The 21,949-nt window shown below is 73.9% G+C and carries 15 protein-coding genes; 4 read left to right on the top strand and 11 right to left on the bottom strand.

Translation table 11 applies throughout. The features are described from left to right. The first annotated feature begins 164 nt into the window (after nt 1-164). The 3 genes from ACIBBH_RS37885 to ACIBBH_RS37875 all read left to right on the top strand — a co-directional run bounded on the left by ACIBBH_RS37885 (nt 165) and on the right by ACIBBH_RS37875 (nt 5,629). Nucleotides 165-641: an Lrp/AsnC family transcriptional regulator gene (locus ACIBBH_RS37885; protein WP_399412759.1), complete on the top strand. Its 477-nt coding sequence runs from the start codon at nt 165-167 to the stop codon at nt 639-641. A gap of 346 nt (nt 642-987) precedes the next feature. Next, nucleotides 988-4,128, top strand: a complete 3,141-nt coding sequence (locus ACIBBH_RS37880) for a carboxyl transferase domain-containing protein (RefSeq protein ID WP_399412757.1) — start codon at nt 988-990, stop codon at nt 4,126-4,128. Between the two features lie 67 nt (nt 4,129-4,195). Next, complete coding sequence (locus ACIBBH_RS37875) at nt 4,196-5,629, top strand: MFS transporter (protein ID WP_399412755.1); 1,434 nt, start codon at nt 4,196-4,198, stop codon at nt 5,627-5,629. Nucleotides 5,630-6,175: 546 nt separating this feature from the next. Here the strand turns inward: ACIBBH_RS37875 and ACIBBH_RS37870 are convergent. Next, nucleotides 6,176-6,949, bottom strand: a complete 774-nt coding sequence (locus ACIBBH_RS37870; protein WP_399412753.1) for a LysR substrate-binding domain-containing protein — start codon at nt 6,947-6,949, stop codon at nt 6,176-6,178. Nucleotides 6,950-7,007: 58 nt separating this feature from the next. Here ACIBBH_RS37870 and ACIBBH_RS37865 point away from each other — a divergent pair, with 58 nt between their 5' ends. Continuing rightward, nucleotides 7,008-7,403, top strand: a complete 396-nt coding sequence (locus ACIBBH_RS37865; protein WP_399412751.1) for a DUF5997 family protein — start codon at nt 7,008-7,010, stop codon at nt 7,401-7,403. A 65-nt stretch (nt 7,404-7,468) separates the two neighbouring features. On the opposite strand, the gene ACIBBH_RS37860 is transcribed toward ACIBBH_RS37865, so the two are convergent. Genes ACIBBH_RS37860 through ACIBBH_RS37815 form a run of 10 tightly spaced genes read right to left on the bottom strand, consistent with a single transcriptional unit; the run spans nt 7,469 to nt 21,946 of the window. After that, complete coding sequence (locus ACIBBH_RS37860; protein ID WP_399412749.1) at nt 7,469-8,353, bottom strand: peptidoglycan-binding protein; 885 nt, start codon at nt 8,351-8,353, stop codon at nt 7,469-7,471. Then, nucleotides 8,353-9,900 carry a DUF6519 domain-containing protein gene (locus tag ACIBBH_RS37855; RefSeq protein ID WP_399412747.1) on the bottom strand — a complete coding sequence of 516 codons (1,548 nt, stop codon included), beginning with the start codon at nt 9,898-9,900 and terminating at the stop codon, nt 8,353-8,355. The genes ACIBBH_RS37860 and ACIBBH_RS37855 overlap by 1 nt, the downstream gene beginning before the upstream one ends. Nucleotides 9,901-9,954: 54 nt before the next feature. Next, nucleotides 9,955-12,159: a hypothetical protein gene (locus ACIBBH_RS37850; protein WP_399412745.1), complete on the bottom strand. Its 2,205-nt coding sequence runs from the start codon at nt 12,157-12,159 to the stop codon at nt 9,955-9,957. Beyond that, nucleotides 12,159-15,974 (bottom strand): putative baseplate assembly protein, encoded by a 3,816-nt coding sequence (locus tag ACIBBH_RS37845; RefSeq protein ID WP_399412743.1) that lies wholly within the window; start codon nt 15,972-15,974, stop codon nt 12,159-12,161. Before ACIBBH_RS37845 ends, ACIBBH_RS37850 begins: the two co-directional genes overlap by 1 nt. Continuing rightward, on the bottom strand, nt 15,971-19,075 hold the full coding sequence (locus tag ACIBBH_RS37840; protein ID WP_399412741.1) for a putative baseplate assembly protein: 3,105 nt from the start codon (nt 19,073-19,075) through the stop codon (nt 15,971-15,973). The genes ACIBBH_RS37845 and ACIBBH_RS37840 overlap by 4 nt, the downstream gene beginning before the upstream one ends. Continuing rightward, on the bottom strand, nt 19,072-19,455 hold the full coding sequence (locus ACIBBH_RS37835; RefSeq protein ID WP_399412739.1) for a GPW/gp25 family protein: 384 nt from the start codon (nt 19,453-19,455) through the stop codon (nt 19,072-19,074). Before ACIBBH_RS37835 ends, ACIBBH_RS37840 begins: the two co-directional genes overlap by 4 nt. Nucleotides 19,456-19,510: 55 nt before the next feature. Continuing rightward, nucleotides 19,511-19,846, bottom strand: a complete 336-nt coding sequence (locus ACIBBH_RS37830; RefSeq protein WP_399412797.1) for a hypothetical protein — start codon at nt 19,844-19,846, stop codon at nt 19,511-19,513. Nucleotides 19,847-19,878: 32 nt separating this feature from the next. Further along, nucleotides 19,879-20,415, bottom strand: coding sequence for a phage baseplate assembly protein V (locus tag ACIBBH_RS37825; protein ID WP_399412737.1), 537 nt, complete (start codon nt 20,413-20,415; stop codon nt 19,879-19,881). Between the two features lie 33 nt (nt 20,416-20,448). After that, entirely contained in the window at nt 20,449-21,588 is a 1,140-nt protein-coding gene (locus ACIBBH_RS37820; RefSeq protein WP_399412735.1) for a hypothetical protein, read from the bottom strand. Then, nucleotides 21,581-21,946, bottom strand: a complete 366-nt coding sequence (locus ACIBBH_RS37815) for a hypothetical protein (protein ID WP_399412732.1) — start codon at nt 21,944-21,946, stop codon at nt 21,581-21,583. The genes ACIBBH_RS37820 and ACIBBH_RS37815 overlap by 8 nt, the downstream gene beginning before the upstream one ends. Nucleotides 21,947-21,949: the final 3 nt, after the last annotated feature.

The following is a 21,949-nucleotide window of genomic DNA, read 5'->3' as shown; positions in this document are numbered from 1 at the left end:
CATCACCGAGGTCACTGGCTCAAGTGTTGCCTCAGCCACTGGGCCATTGGCCCAGCGCCGCGTCTGCGCGGGTGTCAGCCACGAAGCCAACGGTCAAGGTCGGACGATGCCCGCGCGGCACACGCCGCCCGGGTGCCGCTGAGCCATTGGTACAGTCGTACAACATGACCGTGGACGAACTCGACACCCGCATCCTCCGGCTGCTGCTGGAGCAGCCGCGCACCAGCGTGCGTGAGTACGCCCGCATCCTCGGCATCGCCCGCGGCACGCTCCAGGCCCGTCTGGACCGCCTGGAGCGGGACGGCGTGATCACCGGTACGGGCCCCTCGCTGTCCCCCGCCGCGCTCGGCCACCCGGTGCTGGCGTTCGTGCACATCGAGGTCACCCAGGGTCACCTGGACGACGTCGGGGACGCGCTGGCCGCCGTGCCGGAGATCGTGGAGGCGTTCTCGATCACGGGTGGCGGGGATCTGCTGACCCGGGTCGTGGCACGGGACAACGAGCATCTGGAGGACGTGATCCAGAAGCTGATCAGCCTGCCGGGCGTGGTGCGCACCCGCACGGAGGTGGTCCTGCGCGAACGCGTCCCGCACCGGCTGCTGCCGCTGGTGGAGTCGGTGGGCAGGGCCGCCCGCACCTAGTGCCCCAACAGGCGACGTTCGCCCCGTCGCGACGCCCGGCACGCTCCCCCACGCTCGGCTGCGCTCGCGCGGGGGGACCCCACGACGCCACTCCTCGAGAGGCGAACGCTGCCTGCGGGGGCACCGGTGTGTGATCGCGGCCAAGCCGCCTGGCGTCACCGCTGGTGCCTGTGCTCGGCCCGCCGTTGCTTCGCGAGGCGGCGATCCCAACCGCGTTGAACACGGCCCCCACCCCATATCCACTTCACGATCGGATCGAAGACACAGACGCGGAAAAAAGCTTTCGAGCGGCTCATGTAGAACGGTATGACTGCCTGGGTTTCCGCTGTCCGACGTGGAGGGGTTCATGGGTACTGCCGCCGTGCTGGTCGCCAACCGCGGGGAGATCGCCGTACGGGTCCTGCGGGCCGCGTCGGAGGCGGGCCTGCGTACGGTGGCGGTGTACGTCGAAGGGGACGACGCGCACATACAACTGGCCGACGAAGCCGTGCCGTTGAGCGACTACCTGGACGCGGAGGCCCTGCTGGCGGCGGCCCGGCACGCCGACTGCGGGCTCGTGCACCCGGGATACGGCTTCCTGAGCGAGGACGCCGGTTTCGCCCGGCGCTGCGCCGAGGCGGGGGTGACCTTCGTCGGGCCGTCCCCCGAGGTGCTGGAGGTGTTCGGCGACAAGGCGCGGGCCCGCGAACTCGCCGTGGAGGCCGGGGTCCCCGTGCTTCCGGGGACACACGGGGCGACCACCCTGGAGCAGGCGCGGGAGTTCCTCGCCGGTGGGCCGCTGATGGTCAAGGCGGTCGGCGGGGGCGGCGGGCGCGGCATGCGGGCGGTGCGTACGGCCGGGGAGCTGGAGGCGGCCTGGGAGCGGTGCCGTTCGGAGGCGCGACAGGGCTTCACGCGCGGTGACCTGTACGTGGAGCGGCTCCTCGAAGGGGCCCGGCACATCGAGGTGCAGGTCGTCGGTGACGCGACCGGTGCCGTCACCCACCTCTGGGACCGGGACTGCAGCGCGCAGCGCCGCCACCAGAAGGTCATCGAGATCGCGCCCGCGCCCGGGCTCCCGGACACGGTACGGGAGAGGATCCTCGACAGCGCCCTGCGGCTGGCCCGCGCCGCGCGCTGCACCAGCCTGGCCACCGTCGAATTCCTCGTCCGGGGCGAGGAGTTCCACTTCATCGAGGCCAACCCCCGGCTCCAGGTGGAGCACACGGTCACCGAGGAGGTGACGGGCGTGGACCTGGTCGCCGCACAGCTGCGGCTGGCGGCCGGGGACACGCTGGCCGGGCTCGGGCTGTCCGGGCCGGCGGCCCCACCGCGCGGGTTCGCCGTCCAGGCGCGGGTGAACGCCGAGGTCACGGCCGCCGACGGGTCGGTGCGGCCGTCGGCGGGCCGTCTCACCCGGTTCGACGTGCCCACGGGACCCGGCATCCGGGTCGACACCGCGCTGCGGGCCGGGGCGGAGGTGGGCGTCCGCTACGACCCGCTCCTGGCGAAGGTGGTCGCGCACGTGCCGCACGGCGGGGTCGAGGCGGCCTGTGCGCGGGTGCGGCGGGCGCTGGGCGAGTTCGCGGTGGAGGGCGTGCGGACCGGGATCCCGTTGCTGCGGGACGTCCTGGCGCGGCCCGGCTTCTGGGCGCACACGGGGGTGGTGGAGGAGCGGGCTCGGGACTTCGCCGACGACCTCACGCCGCCCTCGGAGGACGGGACGGTGGTCGCGCCGCTGAGCGGGACCGTCGTGTCGGTGGACGTCCGCGTGGGTGATCCGGTGCGTGCGGGACAGCAGGTGCTGGTGGTCGAGGCCATGAAGATGGAGCACGTGGTCACCGCGCCCGGCGCCGGTGTCGTGGCCGGGCTGCACGCGCGCGTGGGGGCCACGGTGGGTGAGGGGCAGCCGCTGCTCACGCTGGACGGGGTGTCCGGCGGGTGCGCCGGGGAGGCGGCGCCCGAGGCGGTCGATCCCGACACCGTGCGCGCCGACCTGGCCGAGGTCGTCCGGCGGCACGCCTTCGGCCTGGACGAGAACCGGCCGGAGGCGGTGGCGAGCCGCCATGCGCTCGGGCGCCGCACCGCCCGGGAGAACATCGTGGACCTGTGCGACCCGGGCACCTTCACGGAGTTCGGTGCGCTGGCCATCGCCGCGCAGCGCCGACGGCGCTCCCTGGACGACCTGATCCGGTCGACGCCCGCGGACGGCCTGGTGACCGGCACCGGGCGTGTCGGCGGCGGGCCGTGCGTGGTGATGTCGTACGACTACACCGTCCTCGCGGGCACCCAGGGGCTGCAGAACCACCGCAAGACCGACCGGATGCTGGAGATCGCCGGGCAGCGGCGGCTGCCCGTGGTGCTGTTCGCGGAGGGCGGCGGGGGCCGGCCCGGGGACACGGACACCACAACCGTCGCGGGCCTCGACGTGACCACCTTCCACCGGATGGGCCGGCTCAGCGGCCGGGTGCCGCTGGTCGGCATCGCCTCGGGGCGGTGTTTCGCGGGCAACGCGGCGCTGCTCGGCTGCTGCGACGTGGTGATCGCCACGCCGGAGGCGACCATCGGGATGGGCGGTCCCGCGATGATCGAGGGCGGCGGGCTCGGCGTGTACCGGCCCGAGGAGGTCGGGCCGCTGTCGGTGCAGGTGCCGAACGGGGTGGTGGACATCGCGGTCGCCGACGAGGCGGAGGCCGTGCGGGTGGCGCGGCAATATCTGTCGTACTTCCGGGGCACGCACGACGACTGGGCGGCGCCGGACCAGCGGCTGCTGCGGCATGTGGTGCCGGAGAACCGGCGGCGGGCGTACGACGTACGGGCGGCGGTCGCCGGCCTCGCGGACGCGGAGTCGGTGCTGGAGCTGCGCCCGGAGTTCGGGGTCGGGGTGCTGACCTGTCTGGTCCGGGTCGAGGGCCGTCCGCTGGGCCTGATCGCGAGCAACCCGGCGCACCTGGGCGGGGCGATCGACGCGGACGCGGCCGACAAGACCGCCCGCTTCCTGCAGCTCTGCGACGCCTTCGGCCTGCCGGTCGTCTCGCTCTGCGACACCCCGGGGTTCCTGGTCGGACCGGAGGCCGAGCGGACGGCCACCGTGCGGCACTTCGCACGGCTGTTCGTCACGGGCGCGAACCTGCGCGTGCCGCTGGTGTGCCTGGTGCTGCGCAAGGCGTACGGCCTCGGGGCGATGGCCATGATGGGCGGCTCCACCCGCGCTCCCCTGGCCACGGCGGCCTGGCCGAGCGGCGAGTTCGGCGGCATGGGCCTGGAGGGGGCGGTCCGGCTCGGCTACCGCAAGGAGCTGGCGGCGATCGAGGACCCCGCGGAGCGGGGCCGGGCCTTCGACGCCCGGGTCGCCGAGCTGTACGAGCACGGGCGGGCGGTGAACGCGGCGGCCGCGCTGGAGATCGACGCGGTGATCGACCCGGCGGAGTCGCGGGGGTGGATCCTGGCCGCCCTGGACGGGTGCGGTCAGTGGCCGCAGCGGCGGGGTTTCGTCGACACGTGGTGAGTGCCGCACCGCACCACCTGGCCGCGCTCCCCGTGCGGCGGGTGGCTCGGCTGCATAGCGTGGCCGCATGACCACAGTCCAGGCACGGTCGTCCGAGCCACGCGTTGATCAACGGCGCTGGCTGGCGCTCGGGGTATGCCTCACCGCCGGGTTCATGACTCTCCTGGACACGTCGATCGTGAACGTGGCCCTGCCCTCGATGGAGCGGGGGGTGGGCGCCTCCCAGGCCGATCTGTCGTGGGTGGCCTCCGGTTACGCCCTGACGTACGGACTGATGCTGGTGCCGGCGGGCCGGCTGGGTGATCTGCGGGGCCGCAGGGAGACCTTCCTCATCGGGGTGGCGCTGTTCACGCTGGCCTCGGCGGCGTGCGGACTGGCCTCGGCCGCCGGGTGGCTGGTGGTGTTCCGGCTGCTCCAGGGCATGGCGGGGGGCATGATCGCGCCGCAGAGCTCGGGGCTGATCCAGCAGATGTTCCAGGGCGCCGAGCGGGCCCGCGCGTTCGCCATGTTCGGCAGCGTCGTCGCCGTCTCCACCGCGGTCGGCCCGCTGGCGGGCGGCCTGCTGATCCAGGCCTCCGGCGGCGACGACGGCTGGCGCTGGGTGTTCTACGTGAACCTGCCGATCGGCGTGGCGGTGTTCGCCGCGGCCCTGCGGCTACTGCCCCGGACCCCGCCGCGGGAGGGCCCGCAGGAGGGATTCGACCTGCCGGGCGTGCTGCTGCTGGGTTCCGGCGCGCTCGCGCTGATGCTGCCCCTGGTGCAGGAACAGCAGTGGCCCGGACGGCGCAAATGGGCGCTGGTTCCCGTGGCCGTGGTGCTCCTGGTGGCGTTCTGGACGTGGGAGCGGCGGCAGGGACGGCTCGGGCGGGCGCCGCTGGTGGACCTGCGGCTGTTCACCCGGCGGTCCTTCACGCTGGGGGCGCTGGTGAGCCTTCTGTACTTCGCCGGGTTCACCTCGGTCTTCTTCGTCTACACGCTGTTCCTGCAGAACAGCCTGGGCTACAGCGCGCTCGCCGCCGGGGTGGCCGCCACCCCGTTCGCGGCCGGATCGGCGGCCGCCGCCCTGGCCGGGGGCCGGCTGGTCGTCCGGTACGGCCGCAAGCTGGTGGTCTACGGGCTGTGCGGTGTGGCACTGGGCCTGCTCGGGGCCGTCATGGCCGTACAGCTCGCGCCGGGCCGGGGCGTGGCGTGGGCCGCCGCACTGCCCCTGCTCGTCGCCGGGGTCGGCTCGGGGCTGACCGTCTCCCCCAACACCACCCTCACCCTCGGCCGCGTCCCGGTCCGCCGCGCCGGGGCCGCCGGGGGCGTCCTGCAGACCGGCCAGCGCGTCGGCTCCGCCGCCGGCATCGCCGCCGTGGGAGCCGTGTACTTCGCCCAGCTCGCCGGCCACGGCCACGTCGCCGCCGCGCTGCAGCTCGGCCTGGCGACCGCACTCCTCTTCGTCCTGCTCGCGCTGGCCCTGGCGCTCGCCGACCTGCGGGAGCGCTCCGCGCGGGGGTAGGGGGCGGTCACCTTGAGGACCGCCACGGATGCGCTTCCGCGCGGGGCGGATTCACTCGCGCACGGGCGTCCTGGACGTCGGGCGTCCGTCTTGGTGCGGGGTGGGACGCCGGGTGACCGGCCACAGCTCGGCCGGCGAGCGGGGGCGCGGGCTGTGAGGTGGCCCGCTGGACCGGGGGCCGGGCGGCGCGGGCGGTGCGCGGTGGCGCGGGCGGCGCAGGCAGCGCGGGCGGCACGGACTGCACAGGCAGCACGGGCAGCACCGGCCGGCACCGGCAGCACCGGCAGCACGGGCAGCACCGGCAGCACGGTGCGGGCGGCGGTGGCTCCGCCCGGTGCGCGGTGGCGAGCAGGCAGGCCGGGCATCAGATGGCCCACCGCGCCTACCAAGGCGATGCGTCCTCTCGAGGCCGTACGGCACGGAGCAGCGTGCGGTCCGGTCCCCTGCGTCGTGGGTCAGGGGCGCGGCCGAGTGGCTGCCGCCGCATGTGGGGGCGGCGCGTGACGCGGCCGTCAGACAGCCCTCACCGGTGGGCGGTCTGCCGGGTCAGGACCGTCGGCGCGGTTTCCCCCGCTTGGGGCTCTTCGCACCACCGGAGCGGCCCCTCGGGTTGCGGCCGCTCGTCTTGCCCGGCGCGGGCTTCTGCCGGGCGGCGGGCGGGTCCGGGCGCTTGCGCTTGGGCTCGGTGTCGGGCTGCACGGCGGACGCCGCACGGCCCCGGGTGCTGTTGACCGTGCGGCCGCGGACGATGCCGATGAAGTGCTCGACCAGGTCGGTGGTGGCCTCCTCCGGCCAGGACAGGACGACGCTGGATCGGGGAGCGTCCACGACCGGCCGGTAGGTGAGGTCCCGGCGGTGGTGGAGGCGGGCCAGGGACTGGGGGACGACGACGAGGCCGACGCCGGCGGCGACGAGTTCGACGGCGTCCGCCGTCGTCGCGGGGCGCTCGAAGGCGGGCTCCCCGGGCGGGCTGTCCCAGTCGAACACGTCGTCGAGGGGGTGGAAGAGGACCTCGTCGGCGAGGTCGGCCAGGGACACCTCGTCGGCGGCCGTGATCAGATGGTCCTTGGGGACGACGACCACCGTGGTCTCGGTGTAGAGGGGGATGGCGCTGAAGAACGTACGGTCCACCGGCAGCCGTACGAACCCCGCGTCCGCCTCGCCCGCCCGCAACACATCGGATGCCTCGGCGGCCGTTACCTGGAGGAGGGTGAGCGGGATGTCGGGCAGGCGCTCGTTCCAGATCCGCACCCACTTGGCGGGCGTCACTCCGGGGACGTACGCGAGCCGGAACGACGGTGATTCCTGCGAGTCTGTCACGCCGCCAGGTTACCGGCCGTGGTCGGACGTCTCGTACGCGGCCGATACCCTTGACCTCATGAAGTCGCAGCAGACCGCCCAGACGATGAAGCCCGCCACCGCGGCGAAGAAGCTGGGTGTGTACCTCCCCGCCACCCCCGCCGAGTTCCAGGAGGGTGTCGTCTCGCGCGCCGAGTTCAACGAACTCCAGGCCAGTCCGCCGGAGTGGCTGCGGGAGCTGCGTCGCAACGGCCCGCACCCCCGCCCGGTGGTCGCGGCGAAGCTGGGCGTCTCCATCGCGGGCCTCACGCGCGGCGGGGTCACCGAGGCGCTCACCACCGAGCAGATCGAGGCGCTGAAGCAGGAAAGCCCCGAGTGGCTCGAGAAGGAGCGCGCCACGCAGGCGGAGGTCCGCAAGGAGACCGCCCGGATCAAGCAGAAGAACGCCGAAAGCGAGGAGCGCCCGCGCACCTGAGACCGGGCGCCCCGCAATCGCCGGCACGACGCCCTCGACCGGCCGTCCCGCTGGTGGCGGACGCCCTAGGAAGGCACCTTCAGCTTGTCCCAGCTGACCTTGCCGGGGATGCCGTCCGCGGCCGTGCCCTTGAAGCCGAGCTTGTGCTGCCAGGCCGCGTAGGACTTGCGGTCGGCCTCGGTCCACTCGGGGCCGGGGCCGCTCTCGTAGTGCCCGCAGCCCTCGGCGACGAGGCGGCGGCCCATGGCCGTGATCAGCGGTGACTTCTGCCCGATGTGGAAGAAGCCGCTGCCGGGGAACGGCGCGTACGCCGGCTTGGGCGCGGGCTTCGGGTCGGGGTCCTTCGTGCCGCCGCCCTTTCCGGCGAGCCGTTCGGCGATCCGCTTGCGCATCCCGTCCATGGTGAAGCCGCGCGGGTCCTGCTTGCCCGGCTGCCACTCCTTGTGGCCAATGACGGATCTCTCGCTCCAGCCGTAGTGGCGGCAGATCGCGGCGGCGACCTTCTCGATGGCCTCCTTCTGCGCCTCGGGCCAGGGGTCCTTGCCGTCGCCGAGGTTGATGCACTCGAAGCCGTAGAAGTGTCGGTTGCCGTCGGTGTCGGCCTGGTTGTCGTGCGGCAGCTTCGTCTCGCCCACGACCGCGCGCAGGACGTCGCTGTCGCCGAGGCCGGCGTGGTTGGCGCGGCCGTTGCCGACGAGGTGGACGTGGCCCTGTTTGTCGATGACGCCGTGGCACAGGGGGCCGGGCAGGCCGGGGTAGCCGTTGTAACAGATGTCGACGGAGGCGGCCGTGCCGGAGGTGACGGTGTGGTGGATCATGACGCCGTTCACCGGGCCCCAGGGGCCCTTGGTGTTGCGGTTGTGGGTGCGCCAGTTGCGCACCTCGTGGACCGTCACGCCTTCGGCACGCAGGATCTGCAGCAGTTTCGACGCGCTCAGTGGCTGGGCCATCACTGGTCTCCTTCCGCGGCGGCCTCGGCCTCGGCCGTGGTCTGCGAGCGGCCGCCGGAGGGGTCGGCCTCGGCCGCCTGCTCCTCCTGGGCGGCCTGTGCCTCGGCGGCGAGGGTCGCCTCGTCCGCCGCCGGGATGTCCCCGGCCAGCGGGGGGAAGACCCGCCGCAGGTCGACGGGGCTGCCCTCGCCCTTGATCAGGGCCAGCGGCGCGAAGTGCCGGGCGATCCCGGCGGGTGCCTGGAGCAGGGGGCGGCGCGCCGGGTCGGCGGGCCACTCGACGCTGCCGGTGGCGGTGCGGGCGGGGATGATCCAGTGGTCGCCGGTGCGGTAGGTGCCGCCCTGGGCGAAGTAGACCTCGACGCCGTCCTCCAGGGGCAGCCACTCCCCCTCCGTGACGGGCACCGCGCCGCCCTTCAGCGCCGCCGTACGGCCCTTGCGCCGGGGGCCTTCGTGGTGGTCCCAGCGGCGCAGGAACGGGTGGAGGTGCGGGAGCCGTCCGACGCGCGGGGCCGGTTCGCCGGACAGCCGGACCCGGCGGCCCGGCAGGTCGAGTTCCTCGACGCGCAGCAGCGGCAGCGGTTCGAGGCGGGAGGCGTAGGCGGTGTCGGTGAACTCCACGAGGTCGCCGACGTCCAGATCCAGTTTGTCGTCGAACCCGAGGGTCGCCAACTGCACCCAGGTGCCGTCGAGTTCGTCCACCGGGAAGACCACCGAGCCGTTCTCCCGGGACCACTTGAAGGTGGCGTCCTTCGCCTCGCCGCCGGCGTGCACCTCCACCCGGTACAACTGGTTCTCCGGGCCCCGGTAGCGGGCGTCGGGCCGCACCAGGCACGGGTCCTCGTCGGCGTGCTCGGGCCGCTCGCTGCGGGCCGCGAGCCGGGCCGAGGGCGCGGACTCACGACGGGCCCAGGTGTCGAACGCCTTGCGGACGGTGTCCGGGGACGGGTCGGCGTCCTCCACGCCCAGCTCGGCGAGGGAGAGCGACAGCACCTGCCAGACGACCTTGGCCCGGACGGAGGTGTCGGGCAGTGCCGCGCCGAGGGCGACCTCGCGCAGCGCCGGGTCCTCGGCGGCGGACACCGCCCGCTCCCACACCTTCAGGTAGACCACGAACGGTGACCGCGCGGGCGAGGGCAGCCGGTCGCCCGGCTTCTCCGGGTCACGGAATCCGTCCGGCTGGTCCCAGTACGTCCAGAACTCGGGCGGCGCCGTCTGCTGCTCCTCGCCGTCCTCGTGCGGTACGGGAGTGCCGGGCGCCGGGCGGTCGGCGTCGCACAGGATGCCGTCGACGTAGTAGCGGCCGCCCTGGATGTGCAGGGTGTCGATGTCGTGCTTGCCGCCGACGTACTCGATGTGAAAGCCGGCGGAGCCGCTCGGCCCGCCGTGCTGCCCGATCAGGTCGGCGGCGAGGGCGCGGGCCCGGTGGAGCTGGATCGCGGCCTGCTCGTTGAGGTCGGCGTCGAGCTGGACGCGGCCCTGCTGGGCGATGACCGCGGAGTAGTGCCGCTCCGGGCGGAACGTGGAGCGGGAGAGGTCAGCGTGCATGAAGAGGGTCCCCCTGGTTGAGGTGTTGTCTCGAAGTCGGCGGCGGCGTGCGGCTCACGTCACGAAGAAGATCCCGGCGTCCGTGCCCGCGGGGGTGTACTCGGCGAGCCGGGCGCGCAGTCCGTCCTCGCGCTGCGGCCGGTACAGGTCGTGGAAGGCGCCCATTTCGGCTCCGTCGTCCGCACCGCGCCGGATCTCCTCGGGGCACCGGTCCGCCAGCTGCCCGTACCAGGGCGTCCCGTAGCGTTCGGAGGAGAACAACGGCCTTGCCCCGCACGTGAGATCGGGCTGGCAGCGATACCGGCGCGGGGTGCGCGAACCCGGCGGGACGTACGAGTAGCGCAGGCAGCCGATGCCGCGCCGGGCCACGTGCAGCCTGCCGGTGAAGACCGAGTTCTCGGCGATCTCCACGGCGTGCGTGCGGACCTCGCCGATCACGGTGGTCCGGTGCAGGTGCAGCACGGCGTGCGCGTGGCGGCAGTCGGGGGCGGACAGGGCCTCGCGGTCGTCGCCGGTGGCGTCCAGGACGCTGTCGCGCAGATGGATGTCGAGCGGGTCCTCGCTCACCTCGTCGCCGATCACCTCGATGGTGCCGAGGACGCTGTGCTCGACCTGGAGGCAGGCGGTGGTGCGCTCCAGGACGATGCTGGGCTCGTCCGGCGAGTGGGGCTCGCACTCGGGTTCCAGGGACCAGCCGGGCACCAGCGTGCTGTGCCGGACGACGACGGCGCCGACGGGGCCGGTGACGTTGATCCCGCGCCCGGCGACCAGCAGCCCGTCGAGGACGACCCTGGGGCGTTCGTGCGGGGCGCACTCGCCGTTCACCGCGCGGATGTTGAGGGCGTCGGGGCGGTTGCTGTACCAGTCGAGCAGGCGGATGACCGGCCGGGTGCCCTCGGCCGCCCGCAGTTCGAGGCGGTCGCCGGGGTCGAGGTCGAAGTCGAGCTGCTCCTGGTAGGCGCCGCTGTGGGTGATCTCGATGATGCCGTCGGGTCCGGTGCGGCCGGCCCGGCGGTCGTGCTGCCAGGCCCGGTAGGCGTCCATGATCTGCCGGTACTGCCGGCCCGGCCCGACCCGGTAGAAGGCCGCCTCGGGACGGGGCTCGCGGTCCGGTCGCTCGTACTCGCCCCCTGCCATGTCGGCACCGAACGCGTAGTGATAGTCCACCCACACCCCTTGCCGGGGCGCCGACCGGGATCCGAACGCGATCCGGCCCAGTTCCGGGTCGACGGCGACCTGCCCCCGCTTCGGCCGGTAGCGCCAGTCCGAGAGGTCGGCGACCACGATGTCGGAGGGCGGTACGGGCCTGTCCTCACCGTCGCGCCGGATGACGAGGCTCTTGCCGGGGCCGTAGTAGTCGGCGAGCCGGTCGTGCAGGAGGCGGCGGGTGACGAAGGCCGGGACGTTGTCGACGGCGGCGGTGGGGGTCCCCCTGCTCGAGCGAAGGCGAGAGTGGGGGAGCGCTGGCGAGGGTTCCGGAACCGGCCTGGTCACCAGGGGCGTGTCGTTGCCGAGGATGGAGAAGGTGTACAGGTTGCGGGCCCGGTCGACGCAGTAGGCCGGGGAGGAGGTCAGCGGGTAGGCCTTCAGCCGCCAGACGAAGAGGGCGACCCCGGCGGGCGTCCAACCGCCCTGCCTGCGCGCGGAGTCGGCACGGCGTACGTCCACGGTCCGGGCCGTCGAGCCGAACGGGCCGCCGGCCAGAGCGAGTTCGGATCCGTCGCGCAGGTCGACCAGTCGGCCGCGGGACCCGCGGTGGGCGGCTGTGCTCCCGTACAGCTTCACCGGCTGCGTGTGCGCCACGTGCCGGGACAGTTCGACGGCCCGGGCCGGCCAGTGAGCGACCTGCTCGGAGAGTTCCTCCAGCAGATGCAGGGTGCCCTTGCGGCGGCGGTGGGCGACGGTGGCGGCCACGTCGGCGCGCGGGGCGATCGCCTCGGCGAGGGCGGCCCGGCCGCCGCGGTGCAGGCCGGTGGTGAGGACCCGCTCGTACCCCGGCAGGGTGCGGTAGCCCACCAGGTCACCGAGGTAGGGCAGCACCCAGGGGGCGGCCGTCTCCACGAAGAGGTCCTCGTAGCCCTGCTCCACGCCGTCGCGGACGCGGTCGAGCTGCTCGGCGATCACCGCGAGCAGGGCGCGCAGCGGCTCCCCCCGCTCGGCGTCGCGCAGCCGGTGCCAGCGGGGCAGCAGCTCGGCGAGCCCGTCGGGCTCCCTGCGGACCACCGCGGCCGGTGTCTCCAACTCGACGTCCGGGGACATTACTTGACCTCCGTCAGAATCAGGGTGTCCGCGGCCCGGGCCGACAGCAGCGCGAGCTGGGCCGGGCGGATGCCGCGGAAGACGCACACCGTCCGGCCCTTCGGCAGGCGCCGGGTGTCGGTGATGTCGGGGTTGAGGCGAAGGAGTTCGGCGAGCGGGATGCCGTACCGGGCGCAGACGGACGACAGGGTCTCGCCGTCCTGGGCGCGGACGGTGTGGGTCCGCTCGTCGTACGCCGCCGGGTGGGCCGGCACGGACGCCTTCGGCCGGCCGGTGCCGGTGAACAGGACGGTGAGCTGCTCGGGGGTGGCGGAGGCGGGCACTCCGGTGAAGACGTCGACGTCCACGTAGTCGACGCCGGGCACGGAGTGGGCCGTGGCCAGGGCCTCGGAGAGGCGGGCGGGCTGCCCCAGCTCCCGTCCCGCGTAGCCGAGTCGGCTCAGCAGGGCCTGCCGCAACCGTGGTTCGACCGTCTCCCAGGCGTGGTCCGGGGCCACCTTCACCTTGGCGGCGATCAGCAGCAGGACCAGTTCCCGGACGTCCACGCGTACCGGGAGGTTCGCGTCGCCGTACTCGGTGAGGGCGCCGCGCAGGGAACGCAGGACGTCCGAGTCCTGATCGAGGGGTACGTCGTCGGTGCCGGCGACCGTCACGTGCAGCACGCGCCGCCGACCGTCGAAGAGTTCGCGCGCGGCGGCCCGGCCGATGCCGGCGCGGGAGCGGGCGAAGTCCTCGTAGTCGGCCGCCGAGACCAACCGGTCCAGGGCGGACACGGCGAGGGGGACGGTACGGCGGGTGAGGCCGGGGCCGTCCGCGTCGGCACCGCCGGTGGCCGGACGGGGGTTGGTCACGGCCGTGACGCCGAGCGGACGGGTGAGGGGCTGGGTGATCCGGTCGGCGGGCACGTTGGCGGCCCGGCCGGTGCCGAACCGGTAGCGGGCCCGGACGTTCTCGTGGCCGCTGGGCAGCCGGGCGCCGTGCACGCCGTCGCCGAAGGTCACGGTCGTGCGTCCGTTCGCGGCGGTGCCGGTGATGTACACCCGCTCGGTCGGGCCGCGTCCGGCGAGGCTGTCGACCTCGTGCCACAGCACGCCGTCCACCCGGATCTCCAGCACCGGGGTCGCGCCGAGCGGCGTGGCGTCGGCGAGCCAGGTCAGCGGGGACTGCCAGAGCGCGAAGGTCTGGTTGACGCGGTCGGAGTCCCCGCTGCCGATCGCCTCCTCGCGGCTCTCGCCGTGGGTGGCCTCCACGACGTTGCCGAGGATGCGGACGCTCGCGCGGTGGTAGCGGTGGACGAGTTCGGCGGTGAGGGTCAGCCGGGTGTGCACGTGATCGCCGGGCAGCTGTGGGTCGACGGCCGGATCGGCGGCGGCGACGGTGACCACCTCGGTGGCGGTGACGCCGGCCGCGCCCGGGATGTCGGAGCGTTCCCCGGTCACGATCAGGGTGCGGTCGGGCCGCAACCCGTCGTACAGCTCGGCGAGTTCGATCTCGTTGCCGTGCACGTCCTCGCCGAGCGGCTCGTCCGCCGGGCGCAGCGGCTCGCCCGCCGCGTGCACGGTGGTGTCGCGGATGTGCGACAGCAGTACGTCGAACTCGTCCAGCCAGGGGTCGGCGAGGGTGAGTTCGGTGCCGCGTCCGGTGATGCCGTAGTTGGAGTAGGCCGCCGTACGGGCGGCCGTCACCCGCGTGGTGACGAAGGCCAGTGCGGCGTCGCCGGGGACGCCGCCCCGGGCGCCCTTGGCGGGCCGCTGGATCGCCACCCAGCTGCCGGCGGTGATGCCGTCGTGCACCGAGTCGAGTTGCAGGACACGGCGGTTGACGGGTTCCGGCTTGCTGGCGATGACGATCTCGACGTTGGGCTCGGTGCTGCCCACGGTGTACCGCAGGCTGATCTCGTACTCGCCGTGGGTGAGGTGGTCGGGGACGCCCGGATGCAGGATGATCGTCGAAGGCTCGCCGTTGTCGACGCCGACGTGGACCAGACCGTCGTCGTCCGGAGCCGACACGATCAGGGTGCGCTCGGGCAGGCCGTCGTACAGACGGGCCGACACGCCGGACGGCGCGCCTTCGGCGAAGTGGCGGGCGAACCGGTTGGCGTCGCGTTCCTGGTCGGCGGACGACAGGTTCTTCAGGTCGACCTTGCCCGGTCCGAGGGGGAAGGTGACCGGCTGGGCGACGGGCAGGTTCTCGGCCCGCTGGTCGGAGGTGCTGCCCTCGACGTACTGGAACTCCGCGCGGACCGGAACCTTGCCCGCGGTGTCGTACACCACGCGCATGCCGGCCAGCACCGCGCCGGTCAGCGGCCAGTCCACGGTCCGGATCACCCGCCCCCGGTCGTCCTGCACCGGCTTGAGCGGGGCCGTGGCGCCGAAGGGGGCCGCGGTGACGCGCATCGCGAGGAGCTCGCGCAGCAGTTGCGGGGTGCCCGGGGCGGCGGCGGTGCGCCAGGCCGGGTAGAGGCTGCCGAGGGCGGGATCGAGGGCGGTCAGGAGGCGGGCGGTGTCGCCGCCGGGACGTGGCGCGCGGGCGCCTCCCCGCCGGGCCGGCGCGGGGGCTGAGGTGCGCAGGGCCGGGAGGACGTGGCCCAGGGCCTGGAGGGCGGCGGTACGGGGGTCGGGGGTGGTGGCGGTCGCCTTGGCGGCCAGGGTGGCCGCGGGCCGCACGGCCTGCGGACGCCGGGCCGCCGGGGCGGCGGTGCCGACGGGCTGCGCGGGCGCCAGCTCCCGTGCTCGTTCGGCGACTTCCGCGAGCACTGCCGCCAGCTGCTCGAACCACGCCGCCACGTCCTCGTACGGCTCGGCCAGCACCTGCGCCTCCGCCAGGCGGGCGACGGGTTCCGCCAGGCGGGCCGCGAGGCGCTCCGGGGTCTCGATGCCGTCGAGGTCGGCCCGCAGCGGTTCCAGAACCTGGTCGTCGAAGTCCTCGATCAGGCGGCTGACCGGACGCGGTCCCGGCACCTCGCCCGTCGGGGGCTCGTCACCGGGTTCGCCGGGAGCCGCGGGTTCGGTGGTCCAGCACCGTACGTCGTCGACGAGCTCCTTCAGCGTGGGCGGGGCCGAGGTGGGCAGGGAGATCGCCGTGATCTCGTCGTCGCGGTCGATCCGGACACCGGCGACGGGGAGCAACAGCCGCTGTCCGCCTGCCTGTTCACCGAAGACGAAGAGCAGCTGGTCGCCCGTCGCGAGTGAATTCGCCGTCCCCTCGACGAAGAGCTCGGAGCGGCGGTCCAGGTCCTCGGGGGTGATGAGGGAGGGCCGGCGGCGCCGTACCTTCAGCTCGTTCCAGTCCCAGCGCGCCGTGAGGTCCCTGCTGGTCTCGAAGGTCAGGGACTCCTCGTCGGCGGAGGCGGGCACGCTGTGGCTGCGGGCCCCGCGCGGGATCAGCACGGGCAGGGTCTCGGCGCGCGGGTCGCGTTCGAGGGTGTACGCGAGATGGGTGCCGGCCGCGACGCCGGGACGCGGGCGGTGGCCGACGAGCCGGCCGAGCAGCACCAGCGAGCGGTGGTCGTGGGCGGTGCGCAGGTAGGCCTCGTCGGCGATCCGTTCGGAGTGGAAGGTGAGCAGGTCGCCGAGGACGGCGGCGGCGTCGAGCAGGCCGATCGCCGGGTCGTCCGGGGTGCGCACGGTCAGCCCGTTCAGGGCCGGGTACGCGGGTGAGGCGAGCCGGTCGAGGAGGGCGGCGAGGAAGGAGCCGTACTCACCGACGCGGTAGTCCAGCGCGGTGCGGCCGGGCGGGTTGTGGACCGGGGCGGGGGCGAGCCGCTCGTCGTGGCCGCCCCGGCAGGCGCCGCCGCAGGTGCAGTGCGCGGTCATCGGGCGCCTCCCAGGGATATCGCCAGCCGTCCGTTCTCCGGCCGGTCCGGGTCGTTGTCGCAGGTGGCGATCTCCAGCGGGCCGAGCCGCAGCACGCCGTCCTCCCTCTCTCCTCGGTCCTCCGCGAACAGCCGCCGCAACCGGGTCACATGGACGCTCTCCACCCCGGGGACGGCAGCCGCGGCGGCGACCAGGCGGCTGAGCCGGACCGGTTCGCCGAAGGTCAGCGCGTCCGGGTGGAAGAAGCCCAGCCGTCCGCCCGGCAGGCGTCCGCTGCCGAGGACGCGGTACAGCTCGGCGAGGATCTGCCCGTGCTGGTGGCCGGGCCGGACGCACACGGTGAGCGCGATGTCGAGTGGCACCAGCTTGGCCGGGCCCACCACCAGGTCGTGGCCGATACGCCGGTGTGCCTCGAGCGCCTGGGCCACCGAGGCGAGCAGCTCCTCGGTCGGGGCGTCGGCGCCGAGCGCGTCGACCGCGATGTGCGCCTCCTGGACGCTGCCGGTCCAGCGGAGGTCGGCGGCGGCCCGCTGCACCCCCGGCAGGGCCGAGGCGAGGGCCGCGTAGTCGTCGGCGGTGACCGCGCGCAGCCGGGTGCGGCGCAGGTCGAGGGGGGCCAGCTGCCTCACCTGCTCGATGGGTTCGGGCTCGGTGCCGCCGACGGCGGGCAGCGGATTGCGGACCGTGGCCACGGGCGCCTCGCACCCGCCGCGGACGACGAGGTGGTTGATGGCCTCCGCGCCGACGTTGCCCGCGAGGCCGCCGCCGAGCCGGTAGTGCGCGGACTGCCGGGAGCCCGGGGTGGGCCGTGCTCCGTGGCGTCCGTCGCCGAAGCGCAGGGCGAGGCGTCCGTCGTCCTCCAGCTCGCCGACGAAGTGCCGGTCCCTGGGTCCGCTGCCGAGCAGGTCGCGGCGCGGCTCCCACAGCGCGTGGGTGTCGTCGATGCGTACGGCGGGCAGGGCCCGGCGCGGATCCTGGGCCAGGGCGGCGGTCGCGGAGCCGCGCAGCGCCGGCTCCTCGGGATGCAGCCCGGCCGCGTACGCGGGACCCCAACTGTGCGCGATCTCCCAGGCGACGTGCCCGTCCAGGACCGTCCCCGCCCGGGCCCGCGCCGCGAGAACTTCGACGCGGCGCAGCTTGGCGTCGAGCAACCGGTCGCTGCGGTACAGCAGTTCACGCAGCGCCCGGACCGGATGCCGGCGCAGCTCCAGCCGCTCCAGCACCTTCAGGCCGTAGACGATGGCGAGTTCGGCGATCTCCTCCTCACCGAGGCCGTCCCGGTCACGGGCGCTGCGCCACAACTCGACGAGCCGCTGCCGGACCCGCCCGGGAATGGCGGCGATCCGCGCCGCCTGCCCGGTGGCGACGGTGGCCGGGTCGGGGAAGGGCACTGCCTGGGTGACAGGCGTACGTCCGAGGACCGGACGGAAGCGGGGCTCGATGCCCGGGTAGACGGACTGCGCGAGCAGGGTCCGCAGCGCGGCGGCCTGGGCGTACGCGGTGCCCGGGACGACACGCTCGTGCCGCTGCCCGGCGCGTTCCAGTGCGATGCCCGCACGCGTCACCGCGGTCTCCCCGACGACGTCGAACAGCTCGCGCACGTCGTCGGGGACGAGGACGTCGCCGCTCTGCGCCCTGTCCGTCAGGGAGTTGACGAGCCGGGCGGGTGCGTTGCCCTCGGTGCGGTCGTAGCAGCCGAAGGCGGGCGGGTCGCAGGGGGCCACCACGGCCGGTACGGGCGGCACCGTCACCGTCTCGCACAGACCCGAGCGGCCGTGGTCGACCAGGACGACGTTGCCGCGGGCGAGCGTCACGTCCTCGACGGGCAGGCAGTCGCGTCCGCCGCGTGTGGTCAGGCACAGCGGGAAGCGCAGGGCGTCCTCGGCGGCCCAGGTGACCTCCAGGACGGGCTGGTCCTCGATCCGGTCCAGGCCGGGCGTGACGGAGGTGAGGCGCACGGCCTGCCGGTGGGCGGGGTCGGCGTCTGCGGGGGTGCCGGTGCGCGCACCCTTGACCTCCTCCAGGACGAGCACGTCACCGGCCCGCAGACCGAGTTGGCGGTCCCGGCAGGTCTCCCGGTCCACCCACTCGTCGCGCAGGGTGGCGGAGGTGGCCCCCTTCGGCAGGGTGCACACCTCGCCGCCCCAGGTCCACAGGCGGATCGCGTTGTGCGCGGCCCGCAGCTCCAACGGCTCGGCGGCGACGACCGGTTCGAAGACCTCGACCGAGCCGCGCTCGTCGAGGTCGCCGAGATCGCCCTCGTCGATGACCGTGCCCGGCGCGGGCCGGTCGTGCGCGTCGAGGGTGCGCACGTCGACGGAGGCGAAGCGGTAGGTGCCCGGCGCGAGGGTGTGGTCGCCGGCGGTCTCCACGGTGACGTACGCGCGGGCGTTGCAGCCGTCGTGCATCGCGTAGTCGATGAGCCGGACGTGCCGGCGCACCGAGACGCGGCGGCGCGCGGTGTCGAGGTAGGCCTCGGTGGCGACGGCGTCCTGCTGGTAGCTGATCTGGTCGCCGGTGTACGCGAGGAGCTCGACGAGGGTGGTGCCCAGGTCGGCCGGGTTGCGTTCGATCCAGTCGGGGGTGGTCAGCGCGAGCCGGTCGAGCAGGAGCTTGCGGATGGTGTCGTAGTCGCGGGCGGTGTAGTCGATGACGGGCGCGGACGGGAAGACGGGCTCCGGCTCCTGCTCGTCGGCGCAGTCGAACGGGGTCGGGCAGTCGGGCCGGAAGGCGAACTCGGCGCTGTGGTAGCGCTGGTCGAAGCCGCGGTACGGCTCGGTGCCGGGCCGCCCGTACGGGTCGGTCTCGACGAGGGAGAGCCGGTAGCGGGAGGTGTCCCCGGCCTTGTCGAGGGTGACGTGGAGCCGGTCGTCGAGCTCCGGATCCTCCTCGCGCTCGACGCTGACGTCCATGGCGGTGATCCCGGTGATCCGCCGCCCGCCGTCGATCCGGACGTTCTGCGGGCCGAGACCGTGCGGGGCCTTGCCGAGGAAGGTGACGGTGAGCAGCAGCCCGTCGTCGCTCACCTCGACGGCGTCGATCCCGCCCAGCTGGGCGGCCCGTACCTTGGCGCGGCGGGACGCGGTGGTGCCGGAGGTCATGCGGACCTCCCCACGAATTCGTCGTCGTACCGGATGCCGGTGGCGCGGACGACGTACGACAGCTCCACCCGTACGACGTCGTCCTCGCCGTACACGTCCAGGGCCAGCACGTCGATGAGGTCGCCGAGCCAGCGCTGCAGCGAGGCCTGGACGGAGAGTTCGAGGGTGCTGACCAGCTCGGGGCTGTTGGGCGCGAAGACGAGGTCGAGCAGCCCGCAGCCGAAGTCGGGGCGCATCACGCGTTCGCCGGGGCTGGTGAACAGCAGTTGCTCGATCAGGTCGTGGACGTGGGCGTCCGGGCGGGCGTGGGCGGTGCGGCCACGGCGGTCCGGGTGGAAGGGGAAGGCGATGTCGGTGCGGGGGCGGGTGCGGGGGCTCATCGGCGGCTCATCCGGGGGCTCGTGTGGCGGCAGGGGTGATGGCTGATCCGGCGGCTCATCGGACGGTGACCTTTCGCTGCGCGGCCTGGACGACGGGCGGTCCCTGCGGGACGAGGGCCGCGGTGACGCACTGGGCGGCGGACGTGTCGAGCAGCACGGGCGCGCCGTCGACCATGACGCCGGTGCCGTCCGCGGTCCAGCGGACCGAGACGCAGGGCGAGGGCACACGGTCGACGGTGTGCGGGCAGCCGGTGACGACGTATGTGTGGGCGGCCGTGGCGACGGCGGCGCCCCCGATCCGAATGCCGCCGGAGGGTGTGGTGGCGGGCGTGACGCGGCCGCCGTGCGGGCAGCCGATCACGGCCCCGGCGTCGAGCAGATTCCCGGACAACTTCCTTCGTCCCCCGTCCTTCGAGATGGCTTTCATCGCTTGGAGTGCACGGTCAACTGACCCTGGTTGACGGTCACGTGGTCGCCGCGCAGGACGATCTCGGCGCCCGCGCCGGTGGCGATGACCACGGCTTCCTTGGTGATGCGGATGTAGGCGCCGCCCTGGGCCTGGAGCAGGATTCCCTGCTCGGCGCCGGCGGTGTCGTTCAGCACGATTTTGTGTTCCCGCACGGTCTGCACGACGACGGGCTTGTCGGGCGAGCCCGCCCTCAGTTCGCGCTGCGCGTCCGGCGGCAGTTCCTCGGCGGAGCCGTACCAGCAGCCGGTCCACACCGGGAAGCTGGGGTCCCCCTGCTCGAACTCCACCCACACGCCCGCGCCGGGCGGCGGCACCACGAACTGCCCGGTCTGCGGCCCGGTGAACGGCAGGCAGGGCAGCGCCCAGGTGGACGGCTCGTCGCCGAGGACGTCCGGGACCTCGACGGTGATGCGGCCGATCCGCAGCGGGTCGTCGTTGCTGACGACCCGGCCGCGGAACTTGCCGAGGTAGCGATTGCTGGGTGCCGCCATGCTGAACTGCTCCTGGTGGTTGGTGACTCGGCCCTAAGGGCGGACGTAGTCGCTGCGGGCTTCGAGACCCTCGCGGGAGAGGGTGAAGTTCTGCTGGAACGAGCCCGGCCGCAGGTTGTGCGTCACGGACTTGACGTAGTAGTCGCCGTCGTAGGCGCGTCCGGCGCCGCGGACGCCGACGAGCTGACGCGGCTGGAGGATGTAGCCGTGCCGGTTGACGTCGAGGGAGCCGGAGCCGGAGACGACGTCGGCGGACACGGCCGCGCGGGCCAGCAGTTCCGCCTCGGCCTGCTCGCGCTGCTGCTTGGCGGTGCCGGACAGCGTGCGGCGCTTGAGCGCCGGGGTGGGCCGTCTGCCCAGCGGCGGGCGCAGCGGGCTGATCGGCGGCTGCGGCAGCAGGGTGGCCTGCCGGGTGCCGGGGTCCTGCCAGCGGGCCTGCGGTTCCTCGCGGGCGGTGCCGTCGTAGGCGAACGTCAGCTGGTCGACGGTGGAGCCCGCGTCCATGTTGACGTTGAGGGCGTGCTGGCGGACGCCGAGCCGGACTTCCGGTCCCCAACGGGCGGAGGACTGACCGGGATTGGGCCCCGGCTCGAGGTAGAAGGTGTAGCCGTTGGTCCGGGCGAGCTCGGTGACGTACTGCAGGTCGGTGCCGGTCTGGTAGTGCACGCGGAGGTCCTGGTGCGGCGGCTGGGCGACCTTCTCCCGGTAGACGTCGGGCCGGATGCCGTAGTCGGAGTAGCGGCGCAGGATCGTGAGGACGCGCTCGGAGGGCGGCAGGTTGGGGTAGCGGGCGGTGCGCTCCTCCAGGTCCATCAGGAGGGTGAGGTCCTCGCCGGTGACGGTGAGCGTGGAGTGGCCGGGCTGGTTGCTGGCGCCGACCTCCTGCCGTACGACCAGGCCGTCGAAGAGCACGTCGGGGGTGCCTTTGACGCTGACGGTGACGATGAGGCGCGTCTTGGGATCGAAGAACCCCTCGGGCAGCAGCCGCCTGCTGATCAGCCCGTTCTTGGTGAGGTCGAAGGCGAGCTGGAAGCCGCTCCGCTCCCCCGCCGTGGCGGTGATCTGGGCGGAGAGCAGGGCCTCGGTGACCTCGGCGGGCACGGGGCGGGCGAGCTTGGGCCCCATGAGGAGGGTGATGTGGACGGGGCCCTGCCCCACGGGCAGATCAAACACGCCGGTCCCCCCGCGGGAACCCGCCGGCGGCGGGGACGGCGATGACACGCCCGGCTTCCTCGGTCAACTCGCGTGGATCGAGCACGGGGTTGGCGTCGGCGATCTGCCACCACTGGCCGGGGTCGCCGAAATAGTGCTGGGCGAGCAGATCGGGCCGCTCACCGGCGCCGACGGTGTGGTCCTGCGTCTCCTGCTCGCCCACCGGGGGCAGCAACCGCCTTTTGGCGTAACGCACTTCGGTCCCGTCGGGCAGCCGGTGGAGGCCGATCTCGGCGTCGTGGTAGCGGCTGGTGCGCGGGTAGGGGTGGGCGCCGGGGACGGAGTCCAGGGCGCTCTCGTAGGGTTCGATGTCGGCCATGGT

Origin of the sequence: Streptomyces sp. NPDC051636 (assembly GCF_044453765.1) — a bacterium.
GTDB lineage: Bacteria > Actinomycetota > Actinomycetes > Streptomycetales > Streptomycetaceae > Streptomyces.
The sequence above is the reverse complement of the archived record's forward strand: the minus strand, read 5'-3'. Positions and strand labels throughout refer to the sequence as shown.

What these genes read in the sequence shown, in the direction of transcription:
- ACIBBH_RS37835 (WP_399412739.1), bottom strand. Translation starts at nt 19,455, where the DNA reads ATGAGCCCCCGCACCCGCCCCCGCACCGACATCGCCTTCCCCTTCCAC.
- ACIBBH_RS37855 (WP_399412747.1), bottom strand. Translation starts at nt 9,900, where the DNA reads ATGCACGCTGACCTCTCCCGCTCCACGTTCCGCCCGGAGCGGCACTAC.
- ACIBBH_RS37860 (WP_399412749.1), bottom strand. Translation starts at nt 8,353, where the DNA reads ATGGCCCAGCCACTGAGCGCGTCGAAACTGCTGCAGATCCTGCGTGCC.
- ACIBBH_RS37845 (WP_399412743.1), bottom strand. Translation starts at nt 15,974, where the DNA reads ATGACCGCGCACTGCACCTGCGGCGGCGCCTGCCGGGGCGGCCACGAC.
- ACIBBH_RS37875 (WP_399412755.1), top strand. Translation starts at nt 4,196, where the DNA reads ATGACCACAGTCCAGGCACGGTCGTCCGAGCCACGCGTTGATCAACGG.
- ACIBBH_RS37865 (WP_399412751.1), top strand. Translation starts at nt 7,008, where the DNA reads ATGAAGTCGCAGCAGACCGCCCAGACGATGAAGCCCGCCACCGCGGCG.
- ACIBBH_RS37850 (WP_399412745.1), bottom strand. Translation starts at nt 12,159, where the DNA reads ATGTCCCCGGACGTCGAGTTGGAGACACCGGCCGCGGTGGTCCGCAGG.
- ACIBBH_RS37825 (WP_399412737.1), bottom strand. Translation starts at nt 20,415, where the DNA reads ATGGCGGCACCCAGCAATCGCTACCTCGGCAAGTTCCGCGGCCGGGTC.
- ACIBBH_RS37840 (WP_399412741.1), bottom strand. Translation starts at nt 19,075, where the DNA reads ATGACCTCCGGCACCACCGCGTCCCGCCGCGCCAAGGTACGGGCCGCC.
- ACIBBH_RS37815 (WP_399412732.1), bottom strand. Translation starts at nt 21,946, where the DNA reads ATGGCCGACATCGAACCCTACGAGAGCGCCCTGGACTCCGTCCCCGGC.
- ACIBBH_RS37880 (WP_399412757.1), top strand. Translation starts at nt 988, where the DNA reads ATGGGTACTGCCGCCGTGCTGGTCGCCAACCGCGGGGAGATCGCCGTA.
- ACIBBH_RS37885 (WP_399412759.1), top strand. Translation starts at nt 165, where the DNA reads ATGACCGTGGACGAACTCGACACCCGCATCCTCCGGCTGCTGCTGGAG.